Source organism: Xenorhabdus japonica (genome assembly GCF_900115195.1).
GTDB classification, from domain to species: Bacteria; Pseudomonadota; Gammaproteobacteria; order Enterobacterales; family Enterobacteriaceae; genus Xenorhabdus; species Xenorhabdus japonica.
The window spans coordinates 1-25,516 of sequence record NZ_FOVO01000027.1 but is presented as its reverse complement, the minus strand read 5'-3'; the positions used below and the strand labels follow the sequence as shown (position 1 = coordinate 25,516).

Annotated in this window: 17 protein-coding genes; 5 read left to right on the top strand and 12 right to left on the bottom strand. The window is 45.1% G+C overall.

Going from position 1 to position 25,516, the window contains the following annotated elements; all coding sequences use genetic code 11:
- Positions 1–134: 134 nt before the first annotated feature.
- Together malP and malQ are read left to right on the top strand one after the other, a co-directional pair.
- A complete protein-coding gene (gene malP, locus BM135_RS11220; RefSeq protein WP_092519810.1) occupies positions 135–2,582 on the top strand; it encodes a maltodextrin phosphorylase in 2,448 nt (815 codons plus the stop codon).
- 9 nt (positions 2,583–2,591) lie between these two features.
- A complete protein-coding gene (gene malQ, locus BM135_RS11215) occupies positions 2,592–4,793 on the top strand; it encodes a 4-alpha-glucanotransferase (RefSeq protein WP_092519809.1) in 2,202 nt (733 codons plus the stop codon).
- 149 nt (positions 4,794–4,942) lie between these two features.
- Here the strand turns inward: malQ and malG are convergent, their stop codons facing one another.
- The 3 genes from malG to malE form a co-directional block, all read right to left on the bottom strand.
- Positions 4,943–5,833 (bottom strand): maltose ABC transporter permease MalG, encoded by an 891-nt coding sequence (malG, locus tag BM135_RS11210; RefSeq protein ID WP_092519808.1) that lies wholly within the window; start codon positions 5,831–5,833, stop codon positions 4,943–4,945.
- Between the two features lie 12 nt (positions 5,834–5,845).
- Positions 5,846–7,411: a maltose ABC transporter permease MalF gene (gene malF / locus BM135_RS11205; RefSeq protein WP_092519807.1), complete on the bottom strand. Its 1,566-nt coding sequence runs from the start codon at positions 7,409–7,411 to the stop codon at positions 5,846–5,848.
- Between the two features lie 102 nt (positions 7,412–7,513).
- Positions 7,514–8,713: a maltose/maltodextrin ABC transporter substrate-binding protein MalE gene (gene malE, locus BM135_RS11200; RefSeq protein WP_092519806.1), complete on the bottom strand. Its 1,200-nt coding sequence runs from the start codon at positions 8,711–8,713 to the stop codon at positions 7,514–7,516.
- A 427-nt stretch (positions 8,714–9,140) separates the two neighbouring features.
- Between malE and malK the strand changes: the two genes are divergently transcribed.
- Genes malK through malM form a run of 3 tightly spaced genes read left to right on the top strand, consistent with a single transcriptional unit; the run spans position 9,141 to position 12,578 of the window.
- Positions 9,141–10,250, top strand: a complete 1,110-nt coding sequence (gene malK, locus BM135_RS11195) for a maltose/maltodextrin ABC transporter ATP-binding protein MalK (RefSeq protein WP_092519805.1) — start codon at positions 9,141–9,143, stop codon at positions 10,248–10,250.
- 34 nt (positions 10,251–10,284) lie between these two features.
- Complete coding sequence (locus tag BM135_RS11190) at positions 10,285–11,574, top strand: maltoporin (protein ID WP_092519804.1); 1,290 nt, start codon at positions 10,285–10,287, stop codon at positions 11,572–11,574.
- A complete protein-coding gene (gene malM, locus BM135_RS11185) occupies positions 11,574–12,578 on the top strand; it encodes a maltose operon protein MalM (RefSeq protein WP_092519803.1) in 1,005 nt (334 codons plus the stop codon). The genes BM135_RS11190 and malM overlap by 1 nt, the downstream gene beginning before the upstream one ends.
- A 165-nt stretch (positions 12,579–12,743) precedes the next feature.
- On the opposite strand, the gene rpoC is transcribed toward malM, so the two are convergent.
- From rpoC to BM135_RS11140, 9 genes are all read right to left on the bottom strand, one after another.
- Positions 12,744–16,967, bottom strand: coding sequence for a DNA-directed RNA polymerase subunit beta' (rpoC, locus tag BM135_RS11180; protein ID WP_092519802.1), 4,224 nt, complete (start codon positions 16,965–16,967; stop codon positions 12,744–12,746).
- Positions 16,968–17,106: 139 nt separating this feature from the next.
- On the bottom strand, positions 17,107–21,135 hold the full coding sequence (gene rpoB, locus BM135_RS11175; protein WP_092519801.1) for a DNA-directed RNA polymerase subunit beta: 4,029 nt from the start codon (positions 21,133–21,135) through the stop codon (positions 17,107–17,109).
- A 384-nt stretch (positions 21,136–21,519) separates the two neighbouring features.
- Entirely contained in the window at positions 21,520–21,885 is a 366-nt protein-coding gene (gene rplL, locus BM135_RS11170) for a 50S ribosomal protein L7/L12 (protein ID WP_092519800.1), read from the bottom strand.
- 63 nt (positions 21,886–21,948) lie between these two features.
- Complete coding sequence (rplJ, locus tag BM135_RS11165) at positions 21,949–22,446, bottom strand: 50S ribosomal protein L10 (protein ID WP_092519799.1); 498 nt, start codon at positions 22,444–22,446, stop codon at positions 21,949–21,951.
- Between the two features lie 351 nt (positions 22,447–22,797).
- Positions 22,798–23,499 carry a 50S ribosomal protein L1 gene (rplA, locus tag BM135_RS11160; RefSeq protein WP_092519798.1) on the bottom strand — a complete coding sequence of 234 codons (702 nt, stop codon included), beginning with the start codon at positions 23,497–23,499 and terminating at the stop codon, positions 22,798–22,800.
- Positions 23,500–23,502: 3 nt separating this feature from the next.
- Positions 23,503–23,931, bottom strand: a complete 429-nt coding sequence (gene rplK / locus BM135_RS11155) for a 50S ribosomal protein L11 (RefSeq protein ID WP_092519797.1) — start codon at positions 23,929–23,931, stop codon at positions 23,503–23,505.
- A 208-nt stretch (positions 23,932–24,139) separates the two neighbouring features.
- Entirely contained in the window at positions 24,140–24,685 is a 546-nt protein-coding gene (gene nusG, locus BM135_RS11150; protein WP_092519796.1) for a transcription termination/antitermination protein NusG, read from the bottom strand.
- 3 nt (positions 24,686–24,688) lie between these two features.
- The gene (secE, locus tag BM135_RS11145) at positions 24,689–25,072 is read right to left on the bottom strand and encodes a preprotein translocase subunit SecE (protein ID WP_092519795.1); all 384 of its coding nucleotides are present in this window, start codon (positions 25,070–25,072) and stop codon (positions 24,689–24,691) included.
- A 336-nt stretch (positions 25,073–25,408) separates the two neighbouring features.
- On the bottom strand, positions 25,409–25,516 hold a 108-nt coding region (locus BM135_RS11140), incomplete at its 5' end, for an EF-Tu C-terminal domain-related protein (RefSeq protein ID WP_479688402.1).

Below are 25,516 nucleotides of genomic sequence, written 5' to 3'. Positions count from 1 at the left end.
AGAAATAGCTACGCCCTTTCACTCCTCCCTGCGAATATTTTTACGGGATGATGTTTCCCACGTCACTAACCTTCAGCATATCCCTCTAAATACTTACCCAAATTTTCTTCATTCAGTGACAGGATGACGACACCATGCAACTATCCACATTAGATCAAAAATGCGAATTAGATAAAAACCCGAAGCTCAATAAAGCCTTATTTCAGGCTGCACTTACACGCCAATGGCAACGTTTCGGGCTCAACTCAGCTCAGGAAATGACTCCGCATCAGTGGTGGCAAGCTATTAGTGCAGCAGTTTCTGAATTACTCCCTCTTCCCGCACAACAGAATCCGGTTAATTCATCTCCTGACAACCAACGTCATGTGAACTATATCTCAATGGAATTCCTGATAGGTCGACTGACAGCCAACAACTTGTTGAATCTTGGTTGGCATGACGATATTCAATCTTATTTGGCAGAAGATGGCATCATTTTGAGTGATTTGCTGGAAGAAGAAACCGATCCCGCTTTAGGCAATGGAGGATTGGGGAGGCTGGCAGCCTGTTTTCTAGATTCAATGGCAACCCTCAATCAATCTGCTACGGGATATGGCCTCAATTATCAATATGGTCTCTTCCGCCAATCTTTTAAAAAGAGTCAGCAAATTGAAGCACCTGACGATTGGGGACGCGAGTCCTATCCTTGGTTCCGCCATAACACACAATTAAAAGTTGGCGTCAGTTTTGGTGGTGAAATAGTGACAACTGCCGATGGTCATGAAACTTGGGTTCCCGCATTTAACCTGATTGGCGAAGCATGGGATTTACCCGTGATTGGGTATAACAATGGTGTAACTCAACCTCTTCGTCTATGGCAAGCAACATATGATAGTCCCTTTGATCTATCACTTTTCAATGATGGGCAGTTCCTGCATGCCGAACAACAAGGCATTGAAGCTGCCAGCCTGACCAAAGTGCTCTATCCTAATGATAATCACCAGACAGGTAAGCGGCTGCGCCTGATGCAACAATATTTCCAATGTGCTTGTGCCGTGGCAGATATTCTGCGCCGCCATCAACAAGCAGGACGCAAAATAGAAGAGCTGGCGCGATATGAAGTTATCCAGCTTAATGACACACACCCAACCATTGCTATTCCTGAAATGATGCGTCTTTTGCTTGATGAATATCAATTGGATTGGGAAACAGCATGGGAAATCACAGGGAAAACTTTCGCCTATACCAACCATACCTTGCTGCCAGAGGGCCTAGAACGTTGGGATGAACAACTCATTAGTGAACTTCTGCCACGTCATCATCGCATCATTCAAGAAATCAATCGACGCTTTAAAAAAACCGTGGAGCAAATCTGGCCTGATAACCAACAAGTCTGGGAAAAATTGGCGGTTATTCATGATAATCAAGTAAGAATGGCTAACCTTTGTGTTGTCGCCTGCTTTGCTGTCAACGGGGTCGCAGCTCTGCACTCATCCCTGATCGTGACAGATTTGTTCCCCGAATATTATCAATTGTGGCCAACTAAATTCCACAACGTGACTAATGGTGTAACCCCCCGTCGTTGGTTAAAACAGTGTAATCCAGCACTCTCTTCACTACTTGACCAAACATTAGGTCATGAATGGATTCATGATCTTGCTGTCTTGAAGAAACTCGAGCCTTATGCCGACGATTCTGCCTTCCGTGAAACCTATCGAGCCATTAAGCAAGACAATAAAATTAGCCTGTCTAACTATGTCAATAAAGTAATGGGACTCAAGATTGATCCCCATGCTATTTTCGATATACAGATAAAACGTTTGCATGAATATAAACGTCAGCATCTGAACCTGCTCCATATCTTGTCACTTTATCGGCAGATTCAGGAAAATCCAGCCTTGGATATCCATCCCCGTGTCTTCCTGTTCGGTGCCAAAGCAGCTCCCGGCTACTATCTGGCAAAAAACATCATCTCAGCTATCAATCATGCCGCCGAAAAGATCAATCATGATCCTATTGTCCGTGATCGCATCAAAATTGCTTTTATCCCCGATTACAATGTTTCCGCAGCAGAACTGATGATCCCGGCTGCCGATGTATCAGAACAAATCTCCACTGCGGGCAAAGAAGCCTCTGGTACAGGCAATATGAAATTAGCCTTAAACGGTGCACTAACCATCGGAACACTGGATGGAGCGAATGTCGAAATCGCAGAACAAGTTGGCAACAACAATATTTTTATCTTCGGAAAAACCGTGGAAGAAGCCAAAGCCTTACTGAACAGCAACTACAATCCACAAAATGTACTCCAACAAGATCATCATCTGAAAGATATTCTTGTTTCTCTCGCCAACGGTGAGTTCAGCCACGGAGATACGCACTCATTTGATCTCATGTTACATAGCCTGACTGACGGTGGTGATCCTTATTTAGTTCTGGCTGATTTTGCCTCTTACTGCCATGCCCATAAGCAAATTGATATTCGATATCGTGATGCTCAAGGTTGGACACGTAGTACTGTACTAAATACCGCTCGAATGGGTAAATTTAGTTCTGACCGTGCTATCCAAGATTATCAACAACATATCTGGCAAACCAAATAGGGATTTAGTATGGAAAACAAACGCCTCAATGATTTGGCAACTGAGGCCGGCATTGTCAGCGAATATATTAATGCCTATGGGAAACCGCAGGCGATCCCCGCTGAAACCAGGCATCGAATACTGGAAGCCATGAATACAGATATACCGGTCGGAAGATCGGTTTCTTCTTTACATGTTTCTTCTTTACCTAACGTTAAAGTGGTTATTCAGGGACAAATAGTGACTCTGCCTTTGGAAGATACCGATAATTACCAATGGCAGATACACACTGAGCAAGGCGAAATATTTCGTGGTCATTGTCAACTTCAACTTACTTTGCCGACCGATCTTCCCTTGGGATATCACACACTGTTCCTAATACCGAAGGTGAAACCAGAAACTCACTCTCGACAATACCCTATACAGCTTATCGTTGCTCCAGAACGCTGTTACGAACCCGATGCCATAACACGTGGTGAAAAACTTTGGGGTGCTTGCGTTCAACTCTATACCCTGCGATCAGAAAATAACTGGGGAATTGGCGATTTTGGCGATCTGAGATACATGCAACAAGAACTGGCACAACGTGGTGGCTCCTTTATTGGTTTGAATCCTCTTCATGCCATATATCCTGCGATGCCTGATAATGCCAGCCCTTACAGCCCATCTTCCCGTCATTGGCTCAATATTATTTACATTGCTGTGAATCAGGTGGAAGACTTTAATTACAACGCCGAAGCACAAGAGTGGTGGCACTCAACGGAAACACAGTGCAAACTCCAGCAAGCCCGCCAAGCAGAATGGGTCGATTACGTCACTGTCATGACATTAAAAATGGCTGCATTGCGCTTGGCTTATCCGCAATTTAAGTTTCGGTCTGACGATGATCCCCAACAAATTGCTTTCCAGCAATTTGTAATCAAAGGTGGCAAGAATCTTTATTCTCAAGCGGTTTATGATGCTCTACACCATAAGCTATATGAGGAAAATAATGTTTATTGGGGCTGGCCTGTATGGCCGGAAGAATATCGTGAGCCGGAAAGTGACGCGGTTAAAGCTTTCTGTCATTCACATCCACAGGAGATAGAATTTTTCCTTTGGCTACAATGGCTGGCTGATACTCAACTTGCCGAATGCTTCACTGCCAGCCAAACCAGTCATATGCCGATTGGCATCTACCGTGATCTCGCTGTCGGTGTTGCTCAAGGTGGCTCAGAAACTTGGTGTAACCGAAGCATCTATTGCACCAAAGCGTCTGTAGGAGCACCCCCTGATATTCTAGGACCACTAGGCCAAAATTGGGGGCTTCCACCAATGAATCCCCATGTTTTAAAAGCTCAAGCCTATCAACCTTTCATTGAATTACTACGTAGCAACATGCGCCATTGCGGGGCATTGCGTATCGATCATGTAATGTCTCTACTCAGGCTCTGGTGGATACCACAAGGAGAAACTGCCGATAAAGGCGTTTATGTCCATTATCCAGTTGATGATTTGTTAGCAATATTGGCACTGGAAAGCCAGCGTAATCGTTGCCTGGTGATAGGAGAAGATTTAGGGATCGTGCCGGAGGAAATTATCAATAAGTTACGGGATAGGGGTGTTTATTCTTATAAGGTATTTTATTTTGAACGCAACGCACAAGGTGAATATCGTTCCCCCGATGAATATCCCACACAAGCAATGGCAACCATTACTACCCATGACTTACCTACCTTACGCGGATTCTGGCAAAATGAAGATCTAATCTTAGGAGAAGCCATCGGCTTATACCCTGATAAAGCGCTTCTTGCCGATTTGTATTCTGAACGTAAACGCTGCAAGCAGGAGTTATTAGCCAGTTTAAATCGTCACGGCTATCTATTAGAAGATTTAGGTAAAACATCAGATAAGACATCAGAAGAGTTGGATAAGATACCAGAAGAATTGAGCAAGGCTGATACCCTTTCCTCGCTACAGAAATCAATATCTCTGGCGCAAACTGAACATCCGATGTCAACTGCCATAAATCAAAGCATACATCGCTATATAGCTCATAGCGCTTGTGCCTTATTAGGATTACAACCTGAAGACTGGCTGGACATGGAACGCCCCGTTAATATCCCTGGCACAACAGAGGAATACCCCAACTGGCGACGAAAACTAACCATCACGTTGGAAAATATGTTTGCGGATGCTCATATCAACCATTTGTTACAAACCGTAGAAGAGTGCCGAAAACAAAGTTTATAATTTGTTAAGCCATCCACTATACCCAATTGATTTCAAATTGTAGGGTGGTGGCAAAGGAAAAAAATCCCCAACCACATGAATAAATGTGATTGGGGAAAGCTAAACCAACAAAGACCAACCAACAAAAGCGAATAGACCTTAGACAGATCTCAGCCTTTCACTCCTCCCGATGTTAATCCACCCACCAACCAACGTTGGGCAAGTAAGAAAATCACCGTGATAGGAATAGCAGAAAGTACAGCCGCCGCAGCAAAATCTCCCCAGAGATAGTTCTGTGGATGAAGATATTGCTGCATTCCCACTGCCAACGTGTAATTGTCCACGTCACGTAATAGCAGAGATGCAACAGGTACTTCAGTAATGACGCCAATAAATGACAAAATAAATACAACAGCCAATATAGGCACAGAAAGCGGCAACAGTATCAAACGTAAAATTTGCCACGATGTCGCCCCATCCAACATGGCAGCTTCTTCCAGAGAGCGATCTATCGTTTCGAAGTAACCTTTGATCGTCCAGACATGTAAAGCAATTCCGCCCATATAGGCAAAAATCACACCACCGTGGGTATTAAGGCCAAGGAAAGGAATATATTCTCCTAATCGATCAAACAAGGCATAGAGTGCCACCAGCGAAAGTACTGGAGGGAACATCTGAAATATAAGCATTCCCTTGAGTAAGGGACTTTTTCCACGAAAGCGCATGCGGGCAAATGCATAAGCACACGTTGTTGATAGCGCCACAATGCCAGTGGCAGTAATGAATGCAATCTTTACAGAATTCCAAAGCCACTGCATAACAGGAAATGGAGGGAGTATGACTTGTCCATCAGAAGACTCCACACTGTAGCCAAGTGCCAACTTCCAGTGTTCCCATGAAATAGTATCAGGAATCAAATTACCCGTAGCAAAATTACCCGGACGCAAAGAAATGGCAATTACCATCAGCAAAGGGAACAAAATCAGGGCAATAAAAGCCAGCATAAATGCATGTGTTCCCCATACCCGCCATCGTTGCAATTTGGGCTGTACCATCGCCATCTTCTTTCCTCCTTAATCAAATTTAATGCGGGTGGTTTTCAAATTGATGATGGCTAATGCGCCTACCAACAAAAAAATCAATGTTGCAATTGCTGCCGCCAGCCCAAAATCCTGCCCACCACCACCCTCAAATGCAATGCGATAGGTATAGCTCACCAAAAGATCGGTATAGCCCGCAGGTGTTGTTGTTCCAATATGATCAGGCTTACCGTTAGTTAACAGCTGAATCAGGACAAAGTTATTAAAGTTGAAAGCAAAGCTGGCAATCAACAACGGTGTCAATGGCTTAATTAATAATGGAAAAGTAATTTTGGTGAAATTCTGCCACAGCCCAGCACCATCAAGTGCCGATGCCTCATAAAGATCATCAGGGATAGATTTAAGCAACCCCATGCAAAGAATCATCATATAGGGATAGCCCAACCACGTATTTACAATAATCAACATTGTTCTAGCGAGTGTTGGATCTGTAAACCAATCCGGTTTAAGGCCAAACAATCCATTCAGTACCAAATTAATTTCACCAAAACTCTGGTTAAACAATCCCTTGAAAATCAGAATGGAAATAAACGACGGAACAGCATAAGGCAAAATCAGCAGTACACGATAAATTGCTCGTCCCTTGAGCGCTTCCCATTGCACAACACAAGCGAGGATCATACCCAGCGCAACGGTCAATACCACTGTCAATAGAGAGAAAACCACTGTCCAGATAAAAATGGACAAAAAAGGTTTTTGAATACCCTCATCTTGTATCACTCTTAAGAAGTTTTTCCAACCAATAGAAACTGTGAACCCTGGGCTTAACGTTTCCTTAGTCCACCCTCCTTCAGCATTAATGGATTGGTAAAACCCTATATCCATATTCGGTCGATATCGTAAGCCAGTTTGTTTATCGGTCAGCGTAACCCCATCTTCATCAAGAGAATAAAGAGGGTTGATAGCAGAGAACTGGCGTAAAGAACTCATTCTCAATTTACTGCTATCAGGAAGAACTACCACCAATTGACCCAATGCCTGCCGATGCTGAGTGATAGTGCGTAATGTCACAGCATCGCCTTCAAGTTTTTTATCCTGCTCATGGAGAGGCAATACTATTTCTTCCGTTTCTTCCGCTCCCGTGAAAGAAAAAGGCTCAGATATCAATAAACGATCACTATCTGGAATGCTTAATGCCAAACGCCATTGTTCAGATTCAGAATAAAGTTTGAAGTTAAATGGCTCTCCCGTCTGATAATGGCGACTCATTAATACAGTTTGAGCACGTTCAAATGTCAATTGATTGGTACTACTATAATTTGTAAAAGCGATAGCAATCGTGCAGATAAGTGGAAACAGTATAAATAGCCCTATTCCAGCAATTCCAGGGTAGGTATAGCGCCAAACATAAGTCTTCCGGTTGGAAAAAACATAGATACCACTCCCTAGTAATACCAGTGTTAACATCGCAAACAGGTATTCTCCCTGCGCATACATCAACACAACCAGATACCCAGTAAAAAGTAGGCAAAAACCTACAGAAAACCATTTCAGGGCAGGATGCTGCCACCATGCTGTTTTTTCTAATGTCGCTGACATCTTGCACTTCCTGTTACCAATAATAGCGATTGAATCCCAATCACTCAGAACCTATCACAATAAGGTGCTAAAGCTCCTTAGAATCAGGAGCCTGTCATTCGTTTATTTTGTTATTCTCGTTTTAGCATCTTCAAGAGCAGCATCTACCGCCTGACGCCCGCTGACTACGTTAAGAACAGCGCTACGCATTGCGTACCAGAAACTGCTCATTTGGGAGATATTCGGCATAATTTCACCTTTTTGAGCGTTTGCCATCGTAGCGGCAATACGTGGATCTTGCGCGAGGATCTCCTGATAAGACTTCAAAGCCACCGCTCCCAACGGCTTATCTTTGTCTATCATTGCCAATCCTTCATTAGTAAGCAGGTAATTTTCCAAAAACTCCTTCGCTAACTCTTTATTGGGGCTGGCTGCATTAATCCCTGCAGTTAAAATACCAACAAAGGGTTTAGAGGGATTTTCTTTAAAAGTTGGTAATAAAGTCACACCATAATTAATTTTGCTTTTATCTATATTTGCCCAAGCCCAAGGACCGTTAATCGTCATCGCTGTTTTGCCTTTATTGAAGGCAGCTTCGGCGATGGAATAATCAATATCTGCATTGAGGTGTTTATTTTTGACTAAATCAGCCAGGAATTGCATTCCCGCTTTAGAACCTGAATTATTCACTCCGCTATCTTTAACATTATAAGTACCGTTCTCTGCCTTAAAGGCATACCCGCCATCAGCAGCAATCAGCGGCCAGGTGAAATACGGTTCCTGCAAATTGAACATGATTGCGCTTTTATTTTGCTTTTTTAGTTCATTATCCAAAGCGGGGATTTCTTCCCATGTTTTAGGGGGGGATTTAATTAAATCTTTATTGTAAATAAGAGAAAGAGCTTCAACTGCGACAGGATACCCTACCAATTTTCCGTCATAACGAACGGCATCCCACGTAAAGGGAAATAGCTTATCAATAAACGACTTATCAGGTGTGATTTCAGCTACTAACCCTGATTGAGCATAACCACCAAAGCGATCATGTGCCCAGAAAATAATATCTGGCCCGTCTCCACTGGCCGCAATCTGGGTATATTTTTCTTCCATTTTATCAGGATGCTCAACAATGACAGAAATTCCCGTTTCTTTTGCAAATTTTTCACCGACCTGTGCCAGCCCGTTATAGCCTTTATCACCATTGATCCAAATTACCAACTTGCCTTCTTCCGGCTCCGCGAAAGCTGAAGCAGACAGTACACATGTTGTTAAAACGGAAAGCATCAGGGTACAAGTCCCCGCTTTTAAAATTTTCTTGGTCATCATTCCGCCTTTTCATTTGTTAATTCAGGATAACTATCTTTATTACATCGCGATAAAATGGCACCAGTGTGCAATCAATGTAAAAAAGACTCATCCTCCCCTGCTCTACGCCTCATACCGCATGAATGTGAACTGGCTTACAAAAACAATTAAAATCAGAACGTTAACATCAAGACCGCATCCTTTTTTGAGATTTAAATCACATCTTACCTGACAATTTTTTCCCTTCTTTATCAATCACATTAATCTCGTCCTCCTGACTCCTCCACCATCAAAAATTCTGGGATGGAGGATTCTCACGCCTGTTATTTTATACACAATCTTGCCATCAGTTTTTCACTAAGTTTCTCTCTATGGCGAATAAGAAACGAAGACGAAATAGGAAACGAACAGAAAACTGAGGTGGCAAATCCGAGAGAGGGAAAAAATGTCTAGTGTCACATTCCACAATGTATCTAAATCATATGGTGAAACGGTCATCTCCAAAGATCTTAATCTTGATATTCAGGAAGGAGAATTTGTCGTATTTGTCGGCCCGTCAGGATGTGGAAAATCGACGTTACTGAGAATGATTGCGGGATTAGAAGACATCACATCCGGTGATTTGCTGATAGCAGGGAAACGAATGAATGATGTTCCACCAGCCAAGCGCAGTGTCGGCATGGTTTTTCAATCTTATGCGCTATATCCCCATCTCTCTGTTGCAGACAATATGTCATTCGGCATGAAACTGGCTGGTGCCAAAAAAAACGATATCCAAAAACGAGTACAACAAGTTGCAGAAACCCTCCAGCTTGCCCATCTGCTGGATCGCCGCCCCAAGGCACTGTCCGGTGGCCAACGCCAGCGAGTCGCCATTGGTCGAACACTTGTTGCTGAACCCAATATCTTTCTGCTGGATGAACCTCTTTCCAATCTGGATGCAGCTTTGCGTGTGCAGATGAGAATTGAGGTTTCACGTCTACACAAGCGACTGCAACGTACAATGGTCTATGTAACCCATGATCAAACTGAAGCCATGACGCTGGCAGATAAGATTGTTGTGCTGGATGGAGGCAATATTGCTCAGGTTGGTAAACCCCTTGAAATTTATCACTATCCTGCCAATCGCTTCGTTGCGGGTTTCATTGGTTCACCGAAAATGAATTTCCTGCCAGTCAAAGTCTCAGCGATTGCCGTCGATCAGGTACAAATTATCCTGCCGAACGGGCAGCCTGTTTGGTTACCCGTTGAAAGTAAGGGGTTAACTATCGGTAGTAATGTATCGTTGGGAATTCGCCCCGAACACCTTTTGCCTAATGATGTTGCTGATGTTACGTTAGAGGGGACAGTACAGATTGTGGAACAACTGGGGAATGAAACTCAGATTCACATCCGCATACCTGCCATTCATCAAAATCTGGTTTACCGCCAACCTGATATCGTTCTCGTAAAAGAAGGGGCTGATTTCACTATCGGATTAGCTCCTCACCGATGCCATCTTTTCCGCGAAGATGGAACCGCATGTCAGCGTTTACATAAAGAACCCGGAGTCTAAATCTGCGGCCATAAAAAATAACAGGAGAATCATTATGCGTATATTGTCTCTCTCATTGGCTATACTAACTAGTTTATTATCCATGCAGGCTATTGCTGTTGACTTCCACGGCTATGCCCGTTCAGGCATTGGCTGGACAGGCAGTGGTGGTGATCAGAAGTGTTCTAAAGTCACTGGGGCACCGAGTAAATACCGCCTCGGCAACGAATGTGAAACCTACGCTGAACTTAAACTAGGGCAAGAATTATGGAAAGATGGGAACAAACATTTCTATTTTGATACCAATTTAGCCTATTCCGTCAGTCAGGAAAAAGATTGGGAAGCCACCAATCCCGCTTTACGTGAAGCAAATGTAAAAGCAACCAATATCATTGATTGGTTACCCGGCTCAACACTGTGGGCTGGTAAGCGCTTCTATCAGCGTCACGACATACATATGATCGATTTCTATTACTGGGATATTTCCGGCCCCGGTGCAGGCTTAGAAGATATTGATCTTGGTTTTGGTAAACTGTCTCTCGCTGTAACCCGTAATATAGAATCCGGTGGTTCTCATAGTTGGATCGCTGGCAAAGAAAATGAAATCCCGACTTCTAATGATGTTTTTGATATACGACTGGCAAACTTACCTGTCAATGCTGGCGGCACATTGGAATTTGGCATTGATTACGGACGGGCTAATGCACGCAAGGGATATCAGCTTGATAAAAAGGCATCCAAAGATGGTGTGATGCTGACTGCCGAACATACTCAAAGCATGTTAGGTGGTTTCAATAAATTTGTCTTGCAGTACGCAACTGACGCAATGATCTCTAACAATAATGGTCGTTCCGAAGGAGCCAATGTAGACAACAACGGGCATATGCTGCGAGTTATGAATCATGGTGCAATCAACCTCGCAAAAAAATGGGATCTCATGTATGTCGCCATGTATCAAAACATTGACCGCGACAATAACAACGGCAACACATGGTACACCGTAGGTATCCGCCCAATGTACAAATGGACACCCGTAATGAGTACCCTGATGGAAGTGGGTTATGACAATGTCAAATCTCAGCGCACCAAGGCAAACAACAATCAGTACAAGATCACTCTGGCTCAACAGTGGCAAGCTGGCGACAGTATCTGGTCACGTCCTGCTATTCGTTTATTCGCCACTTACACCAAATGGAATGAAAAATGGGGTTATGCCAATAATAAATCCGATGAAAAATCACCTTATATCAACGGAGTAGCTTACCGTGATACATCTGCGCATCAATTCAGTCGTGGAAACAGCGATGAATTTACGTTTGGTGCCCAATTTGAGGCTTGGTGGTAATGAAAAAGAAATTACTCTCACTTTGTCTCAGTGCTCTGCTCTGCGACATAATTCCTGCTGTGAGTTATGCCGCATCAGATATCGCACTGTCTGATACAACAGAATCTCGTTCTGTAATAACTAATAAAGCAGGAGTAAATCCAGAAACAACCAATGCTATCGCGCCAGCTTTGTCTCTGCCAACTTTGCAGGAATTACGGTGGCAGCCAATTAATACTCATGGCACACAGACTATTATTCTTAATAGCACATCACAGCAGCTTAATAACGGAAATATTCGTGGGGCGATAGCTGCATTTGCTTTACCTGCGAATCAAGGCTCATTGGAAATCACTCTGAACAGCCTGATAAAAGATAAGCAGGTCTATTCACCGAATGTTTTAGTACTTGATGAACAACTCCATCCTGCGGCCTTTTATCCAAGTCACTATTTTCTTTATCAACAACCGGGCATTATGTCCGCCGATAGGCTTGAGGGTGTATTAAAGCTAACACCTGCATTAGGGCAACAGCGAATTTATTTGTTGATTTATACCACCCGTTCAGATTTACAAACTTCAACACAAATGATCGATCCTGCTAAGGCTTATGCTAAAGGAGTCGGTAATTCTATCCCTAATATTCCCGATCCGATCGCACGCCATACAGAGACAGGAACATTAACGCTAAAAGTAAAATCAGAACGCGATGCAGGCAATATTCTGATCGGTCAGGTATTTTCTACACCTACTTCTACAACTATGTCCAAACCGATCACAATCGGTTCTACACAAGCAATATCTACACCTGTAATAACAGCGCCTACTGCTATATCTCATTCCATCACATCATCTACAGTTAAACCTATACTGAGCGATACTGAAAAATATTTCAATGACGCCATCAAGAAAGCCATTAGTCATGGCGATATAGATAAAGCATTGAAACTATTAGATGAAGCAGAGCGCCTTGGTTCACCAACTGCACGGAAAACTTTTATCGAAACGATAAAAAGTAAGAAATAATTTTTATTAAAGGGTTATAGTGATATTTAGTTTTAGACTCTATTTGCTATAACCCTATCATTATTATCATTGATAATAAAAAAATGCCCTCTACAAAGAGAGGGCATTTCATGATTAGCCATACGTGATTAGCTATACGTATAGAGTATGCTACTTACCACGAGATTATTCGTTATTGCTGCTACCAAAACCTGCATTCAACAATTCAGCAAGGTTTGCAGTAGCTTCGTCAACGCTAACTTGTGGTGCTTCAACCACTTCGTTTTCGTGGCGACGACGGATGCGATCCTGATGGTAAGCATAACCTGTACCCGCAGGGATCAGACGACCAACGATAACGTTCTCTTTCAGGCCACGCAGTTCATCACGTTTACCTGCAACAGCTGCTTCAGTCAGTACGCGGGTTGTTTCCTGGAACGACGCCGCAGAGATGAAGGATTCTGTTGCCAGTGATGCTTTGGTGATACCCAGCAGATCACGATGGAAGGTAGCTGCTACTTTACCATCCTGCTCCAGTTTACGGTTCGCAACTTTAACGCGTGCGTATTCAACTTGCTCACCTTCAAGGAATTCAGAGCTACCCGCACTCGAGATAGTTGCTTTACGCAGCATCTGACGAACGATAACTTCAATGTGTTTATCGTTAATCTTAACGCCTTGCAAACGGTAAACTTCCTGTACTTCGTTAGTGATGTAACGAGCAACCGCGTGAACACCACGCAGGCGCAGAATGTCATGTGGAGATTCTGGGCCATCGGAGATCACGTCACCACGTTCAACAACCTCACCTTCGAATACGTTGAGCTGACGCCATTTAGGGATCATCTCTTCGTAAGCATCACTACCATCCAATGGGCTGATTACCAGACGGCGCTTACCTTTAGTTTCTTTACCGAAGGAAACAATACCGCTGATTTCTGCCAAGATAGCAGGCTCTTTCGGACGACGAGCTTCGAACAGGTCCGCAACGCGCGGCAGACCACCGGTGATATCTTTAGTACCGCCAGATTCCTGAGGAATACGCGCCAATGTATCACCCGCAGAGATGGATATACCATCTTCCAGCTGAACAATCGCTTTACCCGGCAGGAAGTACTGAGCAGGTATATCAGTACCTGGGATCAGAACATCATTACCCTGAGCGTCAACGACTTTCAGTGCTGGACGCAGGTCTTTACCACTACCGGTACGTTCTGCACTATCCAGAACCACCAGTGAAGACAGGCCAGTCAGTTCATCCGTCTGACGGGTAATGGTTTGACCATCAACTATGTCAGAGAACTGGATAATACCGGATACTTCACTCACAACTGGCATGGTATGTGGATCCCAGTTCGCAACGGTTTCACCGCCGGTTACCATCTCACCATCACCTTTCGCCAATACCGAACCGTAAGGTACTTTATAGCTCTCTTTGGTACGACCGAAATCGTCGATCAGGCGCAATTCGGTATTACGAGAAGTAATAACCAGTTTGCCCGCTGAGTTCGTAACGAATTTCGCGTTGGTCAGTTTCAGATGACCTTTGTTACGTACCTGAATGCTGGATTCTGCTGCCGCACGAGATGCCGCACCACCAATGTGGAACGTACGCATCGTCAGCTGTGTACCTGGCTCACCGATTGACTGTGCCGCGATAACACCAACAGCTTCACCTTTATTGATCAGGTGACCACGAGCAAGGTCACGACCGTAACACTTAGCACAAACACCAAAGTCAGTTTCACAGCTTACTACTGAGCGTACTTTCAAGCTGTCAACGGAGTTTTCTTCTAACAGATCACACCATTTTTCATTCAGTAAGGTGTTACGTGAAACCAGAATGTCCGCTGTGCCTGGTTTCAGAACGTCTTCAGCCGTTACACGACCCAATACACGTTCACGCAGTGGTTCTTTAACGTCACCACCTTCGATAACCGGAGTCATCATGATACCGTCGTGAGTACCACAGTCATCTTCAGTCACTACCAAATCTTGGGCAACGTCAACCAGACGACGAGTCAGGTAACCGGAGTTCGCGGTTTTCAATGCGGTATCCGCAAGACCTTTACGAGCACCGTGGGTTGAGATGAAGTACTGGAGTACGTTCAGACCTTCACGGAAGTTCGCGGTAATTGGGGTTTCGATGATGGAACCATCCGGAGTTGCCATCAGACCACGCATACCCGCCAACTGACGGATCTGAGCAGCAGAACCACGCGCACCTGAGTCGGCCATCATAAAGATGTTGTTGAAAGAAACCTGCTGTTCTTCTTCACCATTACGGTTAATAACAGTTTCGGTAGACAGGTTTTCCATCATCGCCTTAGCAACACGTTCGTTCGCCGCAGCCCAGATATCGATAACTTTGTTATAGCGTTCACCAGCAGTTACCAAACCTGACTGGAATTGTTCCTGAATTTCGGCCACTTCTGCTTCTGCTTCCGCGATGATGCCTTCTTTCTTCTCAGGAATTACCATGTCGTCAATACCTACGGAAACCCCGGAACGGGCAGCGTAAGCAAAACCGGTGTACATGGTCTGGTCAGCTAAGATAACGGTTGGTTTCAGGCCCAGTATGCGGTAACAGGTGTTCAGCATTCTGGAAATTGCTTTTTTACCCAGCGCCTGGTTAATCAGTGAGTATGGCAGACCTTTCGGTACAATCATCCACAGGATGGCACGACCGATAGTCGTATCAACCAGACCTGTGTTAACAGTAACATTGCCTTCACCGTCTCTCACTTCTTCAGTGATACGAACTTTGACACGAGCGTGCAAAGAAGCCAGACCTGCGCGGTAAACACGCTCTGCTTCTTTAGGGCCGCTTAGAACCATGCCTTCGCCTTTGGCATTAACACAGTCACGAGTCATGTAGTACAGACCCAACACAACGTCCTGAGATGGAACGATGATTGGTTCACCACTCGCAGGAGACAGGATGTTGTTGGTAGACATCATCAACGCACGTGCTTCCAACTGGGCTTCCAGTGTCAACGGTACGTGAACAGCCATCTGGTCACCATCGAAGTCGGCGTTATAAGCCGCACACACTAATGGGTGCAACTGGATCGCTTTACCTTCGATCAGAACCGGTTCAAATGCCTGAATACCCAGACGGTGAAGGGTCGGTGCACGGTTCAGCAGAACTGGGTGCTCACGGATAACTTCATCCAAGATATCCCATACAATGGCTTCTTCGCGCTCAACCATTTTCTTGGCTGCTTTGATGGTAGTCGCCAGACCACGCAGTTCCAGCTTGCCGTAAATGAATGGCTTGAACAGCTCCAGTGCCATCTTCTTAGGAAGACCACACTGATGCAAACGCAGGTATGGACCTACGGTAATTACAGAACGGCCTGAGTAGTCAACACGTTTACCCAGCAGGTTCTGACGGAAACGACCTTGTTTACCCTTGATCATATCTGCCAGGGATTTCAGAGGACGCTTGTTGGAACCAGTAATCGCACGACCGCGGCGACCGTTGTCCAGCAATGCATCAACCGCTTCCTGCAACATACGTTTTTCGTTACGTACGATGATATCTGGCGCAGCCAGATCCAACAGGCGCTTCAGACGGTTGTTACGGTTAATGACGCGACGATACAGATCATTCAGATCTGATGTAGCGAAACGACCACCATCCAGTGGAACCAGTGGACGTAAATCCGGTGGCAAAACTGGCAGAACGTTCAGAACCATCCACTCTGGCTTGTTACCAGACTGAATGAAAGCTTCCAGCAATTTAATACGCTTGGTCAGCTTCTTACGCTTGGTTTCAGAGTTAGTCTCGTTCAGCTCTTCACGCAAGTTTTCACATTCGTTTTCCAATTCGATGTTTTTCAGCAAAGATTGGATTGCTTCTGCACCCATTTTTGCATCAAATTCATCACCGAACTCTTCCAGCGCGTTCAGATACTCCTCTTCAGACAGGATCTTCCCACGCTCAAGATTAGTCATACCACCTTCGACAACAACATAGGATTCGAAGTACAGTACGCGTTCAATGTCACGCAGAGGCATATCCAGCAGCAAACCGATGCGGGATGGCAGAGATTTCAGAAACCAGATATGAGCGGTTGGAGAAGCCAGCTCGATGTGTCCCATACGTTCACGACGAACTTTGGTTTGGGTTACTTCAACGCCACACTTCTCACAAATCACACCACGGTGTTTTAAACGTTTGTATTTACCACACAAACATTCGTAATCTTTTACTGGCCCGAAAATACGCGCACAGAAAAGGCCGTCACGCTCAGGCTTGAACGTACGGTAGTTAATGGTTTCCGGCTTTTTTACTTCCCCGAATGACCACGAACGGATCATATCTGGAGAGGCCAGAGCAATTTTGATCGCATCAAACTCTTCGGTCTTGGTTTGCGCTTTCAGAAACTTCAATAAGTCTTTCACGAAATGGCTCCTGTCGGAGTTAGACCTGTTAGGTGAGTGGCCCATGCCACTCACCTCTATAACCAGTATAACCAGTATAACCACTGGCTGGTAAACCGTCCGACATTTTCATGCCGGACAGTACCAGTGAGAAAACGATTTATTCGTCTTCCAGCTCGATGTTGATACCCAATGAACGGATTTCTTTCAGCAATACGTTGAAAGATTCCGGCATGCCTGGTTCCATCTGGTGGTTACCATCCACGATGTTTTTATACATCTTGGTTCGACCGTTAACATCGTCGGATTTAACTGTGAGCATTTCTTGCAGGGTGTACGCAGCACCGTATGCTTCCAATGCCCACACTTCCATCTCACCGAAGCGCTGTCCACCGAACTGTGCCTTACCACCCAGCGGCTGCTGGGTAACCAGACTATAAGAGCCGGTAGAACGGGCGTGCATCTTGTCATCAACCAAGTGGTTCAATTTCAGCATGTACATGTAACCGACGGTTACTTGACGCTCGAATTGTTCACCTGTACGGCCGTCGAACAAAGTAATCTGACCGGAAGTCGGCAAACCACCAAGTTTCAACAACTCTTTGATTTCAGTCTCTTTTGCACCGTCAAAGACAGGTGTTGCAATAGGCATACCTTTTCTCAGGTTTTCTGCCAGACGCATTACTTCTTCGTTAGTGAAGGTGTTCAAGTCAACTTTCTGACGAGTATCATCACCCAGATCATAAGCTTTCTGGATAAATTCACGCAGTTTGGCAACTTCTTGCTGCTGTTTCAGCATGGCATTGATCTTGTCACCAATACCTTTTGCCGCCATACCCAAGTGAGTTTCCAGAATCTGACCGATGTTCATACGTGATGGTACACCCAGCGGGTTCAGTACGATGTCTACTGGTGTGCCGTTTTCATCGTAAGGCATGTCTTCGATCGGGTTGATCTTGGAGATAACACCTTTGTTACCGTGACGACCTGCCATCTTGTCACCAGGCTGAATCTGACGTTTCACAGCCAGATACACTTTGACAATTTTCAGCACGCCAGGTGCCAGATCGTCGCCTTGAGTGATCTTACGGCGTTTAGCATCCAGTTTTTTCTCGAACTCTGTTTTCAGTTCGTCATACTGTTCTGCCAACTGCTCCAGCTGATTCTGTTTTTCTTCATCAGCCAGACCCAGTTCTAACCAACGCCCACGAGGAAGTTTAGCGAGTTTTTCCGCTTCAACGCCACCGGCAACCAGTACAGAATGGATACGAGCAAACAGGCCAGCTTCGAAAATTTGCAGTTCTTCTGTAAGGTCTTTCTTAGCCTCACGCAACTGCATTTCTTCGATTTCTAACGCACGCTTGTCTTTCTCGACACCATCACGGGTAAAGACTTGTACATCGATAACAGTACCAGAAACACCATTTGGTACGCGCAGTGAGGAGTCTTTCACATCAGACGCTTTCTCACCGAAGATCGCACGCAGCAGTTTTTCTTCTGGCGTCAGCTGGGTTTCACCTTTCGGTGTCACTTTACCAACCAGAATGTCGCCGCCTTTCACTTCCGCACCGATATAAACGATACCGGATTCGTCCAGTTTAGACAGCGCAGCTTCACCCACGTTAGGGATGTCAGCAGTAATCTCTTCAGACCCCAGTTTGGTGTCACGAGACACGCAAGCCAGTTCTTGAATATGAATGGTAGTGAAACGGTCTTCCTGAACAACACGTTCAGATACGAGGATGGAGTCCTCGAAGTTATAACCATTCCATGGCATGAATGCCACGCGCATGTTCTGACCCAGTGCCAGTTCACCCAAGTCGGTGGATGGGCCATCAGCCAGTACGTTGCCACGTTCTACCAATTCGCCCAAAGAAACACATGGCATCTGGTTGATACAGGTGTTTTGGTTGGAACGGGTATATTTAGTCAGGTTATAGATATCAATGCCCGCTTCACCCGCGTACATTTCATCTTCGTTAACCTTGATTACGATACGGGATGCGTCAACGTACTGAACCATACCGCCGCGTTTAGCAACAGAGGTTACACCAGAGTCAACCGCTACCGCACGCTCCATGCCTGTTCCGACCAGTGGCTTATCAGCACGCAGAGTTGGAACCGCCTGACGTTGCATGTTCGCACCCATCAATGCACGGTTGGCGTCATCGTGTTCAAGGAATGGGATCAGAGAAGCACCGACGGACACGATCTGTTGTGTCGAAACATCCATGTACTGAACCTGATCACGGTTGAACAAGCTGGATTCATCGTAATGACGGCAAGTTATCAATTCTTCAACGAAGTGACCTTCTTCATCCAATACGGTGTTAGCCTGTGCAATGACGTAGTTACCTTCTTCGATCGCAGACAGATAGTGGATTTCATCAGTTACTACACCATCACGAACTAAGCGGTAAGGCGTTTCAAGGAAACCATACTCATTGGTACGCGCATAAACGGACAATGAGTTAATCAGACCGATGTTTGGACCTTCAGGCGTTTCGATTGGACATACACGACCGTAATGAGTTGGATGTACGTCTCGAACTTCAAAGCCTGCACGCTCACGAGTCAGACCGCCTGGACCCAACGCAGAAATACGGCGTTTATGGGTAATTTCAGACAGTGGGTTGTTCTGGTCCATAAACTGGGACAACTGGCTGGAACCAAAGAACTCTTTCACCGCCGCAGAAATTGGTTTGGCGTTGATCATGTCCTGAGGCATCAGAGTATCCAGATCACCCAGAGACAAACGCTCTTTCACTGCACGTTCTACACGAACCAGACCGACGCGGAACTGGTTTTCAGCCATTTCACCAACGGAACGGATACGACGGTTGCCCAAGTGGTCGATATCATCGACTTCACCTTTACCGTTACGGATATCAATGAGCTTCTTCATCACATCAGTGATGTCTTCTTTACTCAGGATACCAGCACCTTCAATCTCTTCACGATCCAGCGAACGGTTGAACTTCATACGACCAACCGCAGACAGATCATAACGATCTGCAGAGAAGAACAGGTTCTCAAACAGGTTTTCTGCGGCTTCGCGTGTTGGTGGTTCACCCGGACGCATCATGCGATAGATTTCAACCAATGCGTTAGTACGATCATTGGTCGGGTCAACACGCAGAGTTTCGGAAATGTAAGCACCGTGGTCCAGATCATTGGTAAACAGGGTCTCGATAGATTTGTGACCAGACTGACTCAAACGTGCCAGCAGATCCAAAGAGAGTTCCATGTTAGCAGCACAGATGATTTCACCTGTGTTCTGGTCAATGTAATCTTTTGCTACAACTTTACCAGCGATATATTCAACAGGTACCTCAATACGGTCTACCTGATCTTTTTCTAACTGACGGATATGACGAGCTGTGATACGGCGGCCTTTTTCAACATAGACCTTGTCGTTTGCTTCGATATCAAATGAAGCAGTCTCACCACGCAGACGTTCCGGAACCAGAGCCATCTGCAATTTATTGCCGCGAATTTCGAATACGGTTTTGTTGAAGAACAGATTCAGAATGTCTTCAGTAGAATAATTCATCGCGCGCAGAATAATCGAAGCCGGCAGCTTACGGCGGCGGTCGATACGCACAAACAGGTTATCTTTTGGATCGAATTCGAAATCTAACCATGAACCACGGTAAGGGATGATACGTGCGTTATACAGTACCTTACCGGATGAATGGGTTTTACCCTTATCGCTGTCAAAGAAAACGCCTGGGCTACGATGCAACTGAGATACGATAACGCGCTCAGTACCGTTGATAACGAAAGTACCGTTATCGGTCATGAGTGGAATTTCACCCATGTAGACTTCTTGTTCTTTGATGGCTTTAACTGTGCCTTCTGGCGCTTCGCGCTCATAGATCACTAGGCGCAGCTTAACGCGCAGCGGTGCTGAATATGTCACACCACGGATCTGACACTCTTTAACATCAAAGACAGGTTCGCCAAGACGGTAACTTACATATTGCAACTCAGAATTGCCATTGTAGCTCTGAATTGGAAATACTGAACGGAAGGCCGCTTCCAGTCCATTCTGGCCTTCAGGATCTTGCTCGATAAACTTCTGGAACGAGTCAAGTTGGATAGAAAGAAGGTATGGAACATCCAAAACTTGTGGACGTTTACCAAAGTCCTTACGAATACGTTTTTTCTCGGTATAGGAGTAAACCATAGGGTTCCTCAGCTCGCTGACAAGTGACCCACTCTGCCCGCCCTTGAAGGACAGCGCTCTGCAACACTATTTTTTCGAACAGAAAATAGAATATTTTCCGTAATACTCATTGCTATTACTCTTAAATCATTTCATTGCGTTACCTTACTACCGAGCTACCCGAGTGGATCGTAGCTGAGAACACAGTATATTAAGGCGTCAATAGGAAAAAGTATTCTGGGTTCATTAGTAGCCAAACAGTGTGAAATGCTACTAACTCCCTACATAATGCCTTTTAGGCAATATGGCTCTGTAAGCAATGCCCTTACAGCGCAAAAAGGCTGGCGATTAAAAAATCGCCAGCCGCCAGCCTCAACTAATCAGGCTGCGAACTTCGAACAGATCTTACTTGATCTCAACAGAAGCACCAGCTTCTTCCAGAGATTTTTTCAGAGCTTCAGCGTCGTCTTTGCTGATGCCTTCTTTCAGAGCTGCTGGTGCGCTTTCAACCAGATCTTTAGCTTCTTTCAGACCCAGGCCAGTTGCGCCACGTACTGCTTTGATTACAGCAACTTTGTTAGCGCCAACGCCAGATAGCATGACGTCGAATTCAGTTTGTTCTTCAACAGCTTCAGCAGCGCCACCAACTACAGCTACAGCTGCAGCAGCAGAAACGCCGAATTTTTCTTCCATCATGCTGATCAGTTCAACAACGTCCATTACAGACATTTCTGCAACTGCGTCCAGAATTTGTTCTTTAGTGATAGACATAACAAGTGTTCCTAAAATTCAGAAAAAGTTTATACGTTAAAAAGCAACGAAGGAAATAGACAATTAAGCTGCTTCTTTCTGATCGCGTAGCGCAGCCAGAGTGCGAACCAGTTTGCCTGCAGAGGCTTCTTTCATGGTTGCCATCAGGCGTGCGATTGCTTCTTCGTAAGTTGGGAGTGTTGCCAGACGATCGATATTTGATCCTGGGATAAACTCACCTTCAAAGGCTGCCGCTTTAATCTCGAATGCTGGGTTCGCTTTCGCGAAATCTTTGAACAGGCGAGCAGCTGCGCCCGGATGTTCAAAAGAGAAAGCAATCAAGGTTGGACCGATAAACGCTTCTTTCAGGCACTCATACTCAGTACCTTCAACAACACGACGCAGCAGTGTATTACGTACAACACGTACGTTAACGCCAGCTTCACGGCATGCTTTACGCAGCTCAGTCATTTTATCTACGGTAACGCCACGAGAATCCGCAACAACCGCAGACAGCGCGCCTTTGGCTACTTCGCTGACTTCAGCAACAATCGCTTGTTTGTCTTGAAGATTTAGTGCCATTAGCTTCTTGCTCCTGGATTAACCGGGAAAACCCGGAACTCACTTCACTCAAGGCACAAAATGTGCATGAGCGCTAAAACACGGTGAGCAGAATCCAGAAAATAAATTTCATTTGGCTCTGTCACCGTCTACGCAGGATATTAAGTAAGTAATTTATTTCTACGTACTTACGCCTGCGGTCTTGGACGGGGCTTGGATTAGGCCAAGCTCCAACCGAAAACTTGTTATTTGCCGATACAGTCTTATTTTTCAAAGATTGTGTGTCATAGAGCACACTATCAGGCAAATTAGAAGCGTCAGATTTTAGACAAATCTGACGCTAAGGTAAAGCGTTATTCTCAGCTTAAATAATTAAGCTGATGCATTCAGACCAGACTGGTCGACCGCAACACCTGCACCCATGGTGGTAGACAGGCTAACTTTCTTGATGTAAACGCCTTTAGCAGAAGCTGGTTTAGCCTTTTTCAGCGCAACCAGCAGAGCTTCCAGGTTTTCTTTCAGTTTGTCAGCTTCGAAGTCAACTTTACCGATAGTGGTGTGGATGATACCGTTCTTGTCGTTACGGTAACGAACCTGACCTGCTTTAGCGTTCTGTACAGCTTCAGCAACGTTAGGAGTTACAGTACCAACTTTCGGGTTTGGCATCAGACCACGTGGACCCAGGATTTGGCCCAGTTGGCCAACAACGCGCATTGCATCTGGAGATGCTATAACTACGTCGAAGTTCATCTCGCCTTTCTTAACCAGCTCAGCCAGATCTTCCATACCTACCAGTTCAGCGCCAGCAGCTTTAGCCGCTTCAGCGTTTGCACCCTGAGCAAATACAGCAACACATACTGAGCGACCGGTACCGTGTGGCAGTACAGTTGCACCACGAACGTTCTGGTCAGATTTACGAGCATCAATGCCAAGATTAACAGCTACGTCAACGCTTTCTACAAACTTAGCAGTAGCCAGTTCTTTCAGCAGAGCAACAGCTTCGTTGATGTCATATTGTTTAGTTGCATCAACTTTTTCACGAATAGTGCGCATGCGCTTGGTCAGTTTAGCCATTGATTAATCCTCCACTACCAGGCCCATGGAACGAGCAGTACCTTCGATTGAACGCATCATCGCGTCAACGTCAGCACCAGTCATGTCCGCAGCTTTAGTTTCAGCAATTTCACGAACTTGAGCGCTGGTTACTTTACCAACTTTATCTTTGTTCGGTTTGCCAGAACCAGATTTGATGCCTGCTGCTTTTTTCAGCAGAACAGCCGCCGGTGGGGTTTTAGTAACAAAAGTGAAAGAACGGTCTGCATAAACAGTAATAACAACTGGGATTGGCAAGCCTTTCTCAATGCTTTCAGTTTTAGCATTGAACGCTTTACAGAATTCCATGATGTTAACACCCTGCTGACCCAGAGCTGGGCCAACTGGTGGGCTTGGGTTAGCCATACCAGCTGCGACTTGCAGCTTAACGTAGGCTTGTACTTTCTTAGCCATTATATTTCCTCTATATGGGTGTTATCGCCTCAAAATGAGGCTCCCCTGACAATTTAGGCCCCGTCTAAAAGACCAGACCACTTAAAGCATTACCTAAATTACCTAGGAAACATCATCTAAAATGATATCTAGATAAAAAACAAAAGGCGCAAGATTGTATGCTAATTTCACACCCTTTGCAAACAGAGCCGCTTAATTAAGCGTCAGATCAGGCTTTCTCTACCTGACTGAAATCCAGCTCAACTGGTGTAGCACGACCAAAGATAGAAACCGAGACTTTCAAACGGCTCTTCTCGTAATCGACTTCTTCCACCACACCATTGAAGTCTGCAAACGGACCATCGCTGACTCGAACCATTTCTCCTGGTTCGAACAGAGTTTTTGGCCGTGGCTTATCACCAACCTGTTGAAGACGATTCATGATAGCATCAACTTCTTTATCACTGATTGGTGCTGGGCGGTCAGAAGTGCCACCGATAAAACCCATTACGCGAGGTACACTACGAACCAAATGCCAAGTCGCATCGTTCATTACCATTTGTACCAAGACATAGCCTGGGAAGAATTTACGCTCGCTTTTACGGCGCTGACCACTGCGGATCTCAACAACCTCTTCTGTCGGCACCATCACTTCGCCAAAAGAATCTTCCATCTCTTGTAATTTGATATGTTCACGCAGAGATTGAGCGACCCGACCTTCAAACCCAGAAAATGCCTGGATGACATACCAACGCTTTTTTGGGGATTCAGACATTTTTTAAAACCTCAGGCCTGTAATAAATGAAACTAAACGCACCAGAATACCATCAAGCCCCCACAAAATAAGAGACATGACAGCCGTAACAACTGCAACAATCAAAGTTGTCTGCAGTGCTTCCTGGCGAGTTGGCCAAATGACTTTACGCATTTCAATGCGGGCTTCACGGGCAAATGCTAATGCAGATTTACCTTTTACAGTCCACAATGCAACTGCTCCTGCAAGGGCAACAATAGCAACCACGGCTATCGCGCGCAGAGGCAGGTTATACTCTCGGTAATAGTAATTACCCACAATAGCAACCACCAGCAGCACTGCTACCAATAGCCATTTTGCTATATCAAGACCACGCCCGCTTTGTTGAGCATCGCTATTCGCACTCATAAACCAACCTGTAACTATATGTAAGTAACTATGATGTAAATAGATAGCCAGCTTGCCTCGCAAGAGCAAAACAAATCAGACCGAACCCAAAGATAATTGTAATTGTATCTGACTCGGCGCCATAATTCAGTAGGACTTTTATACCTCAATGATATTTAAGTCCACCCGTTGTATCAGAGCCTATCTCACCAATAATTAAGAATAGCAATCAAATAGCAATTTATCTGCCATTAAATGGCTAATTATGAGCAAATATTGATGAGATAGGTTCTTCTTAAGACAACGTATAAAAAGGGCATCTGTCGATGCCCTTTCAAAATGAACACATTAAAAAAATTATGCGATCACTTTAGCAACAACACCAGCACCTACAGTACGGCCGCCTTCACGGATAGCAAAACGCAGACCCTCATCCATTGCGATTGGGGCAATCAGGTTAACGAT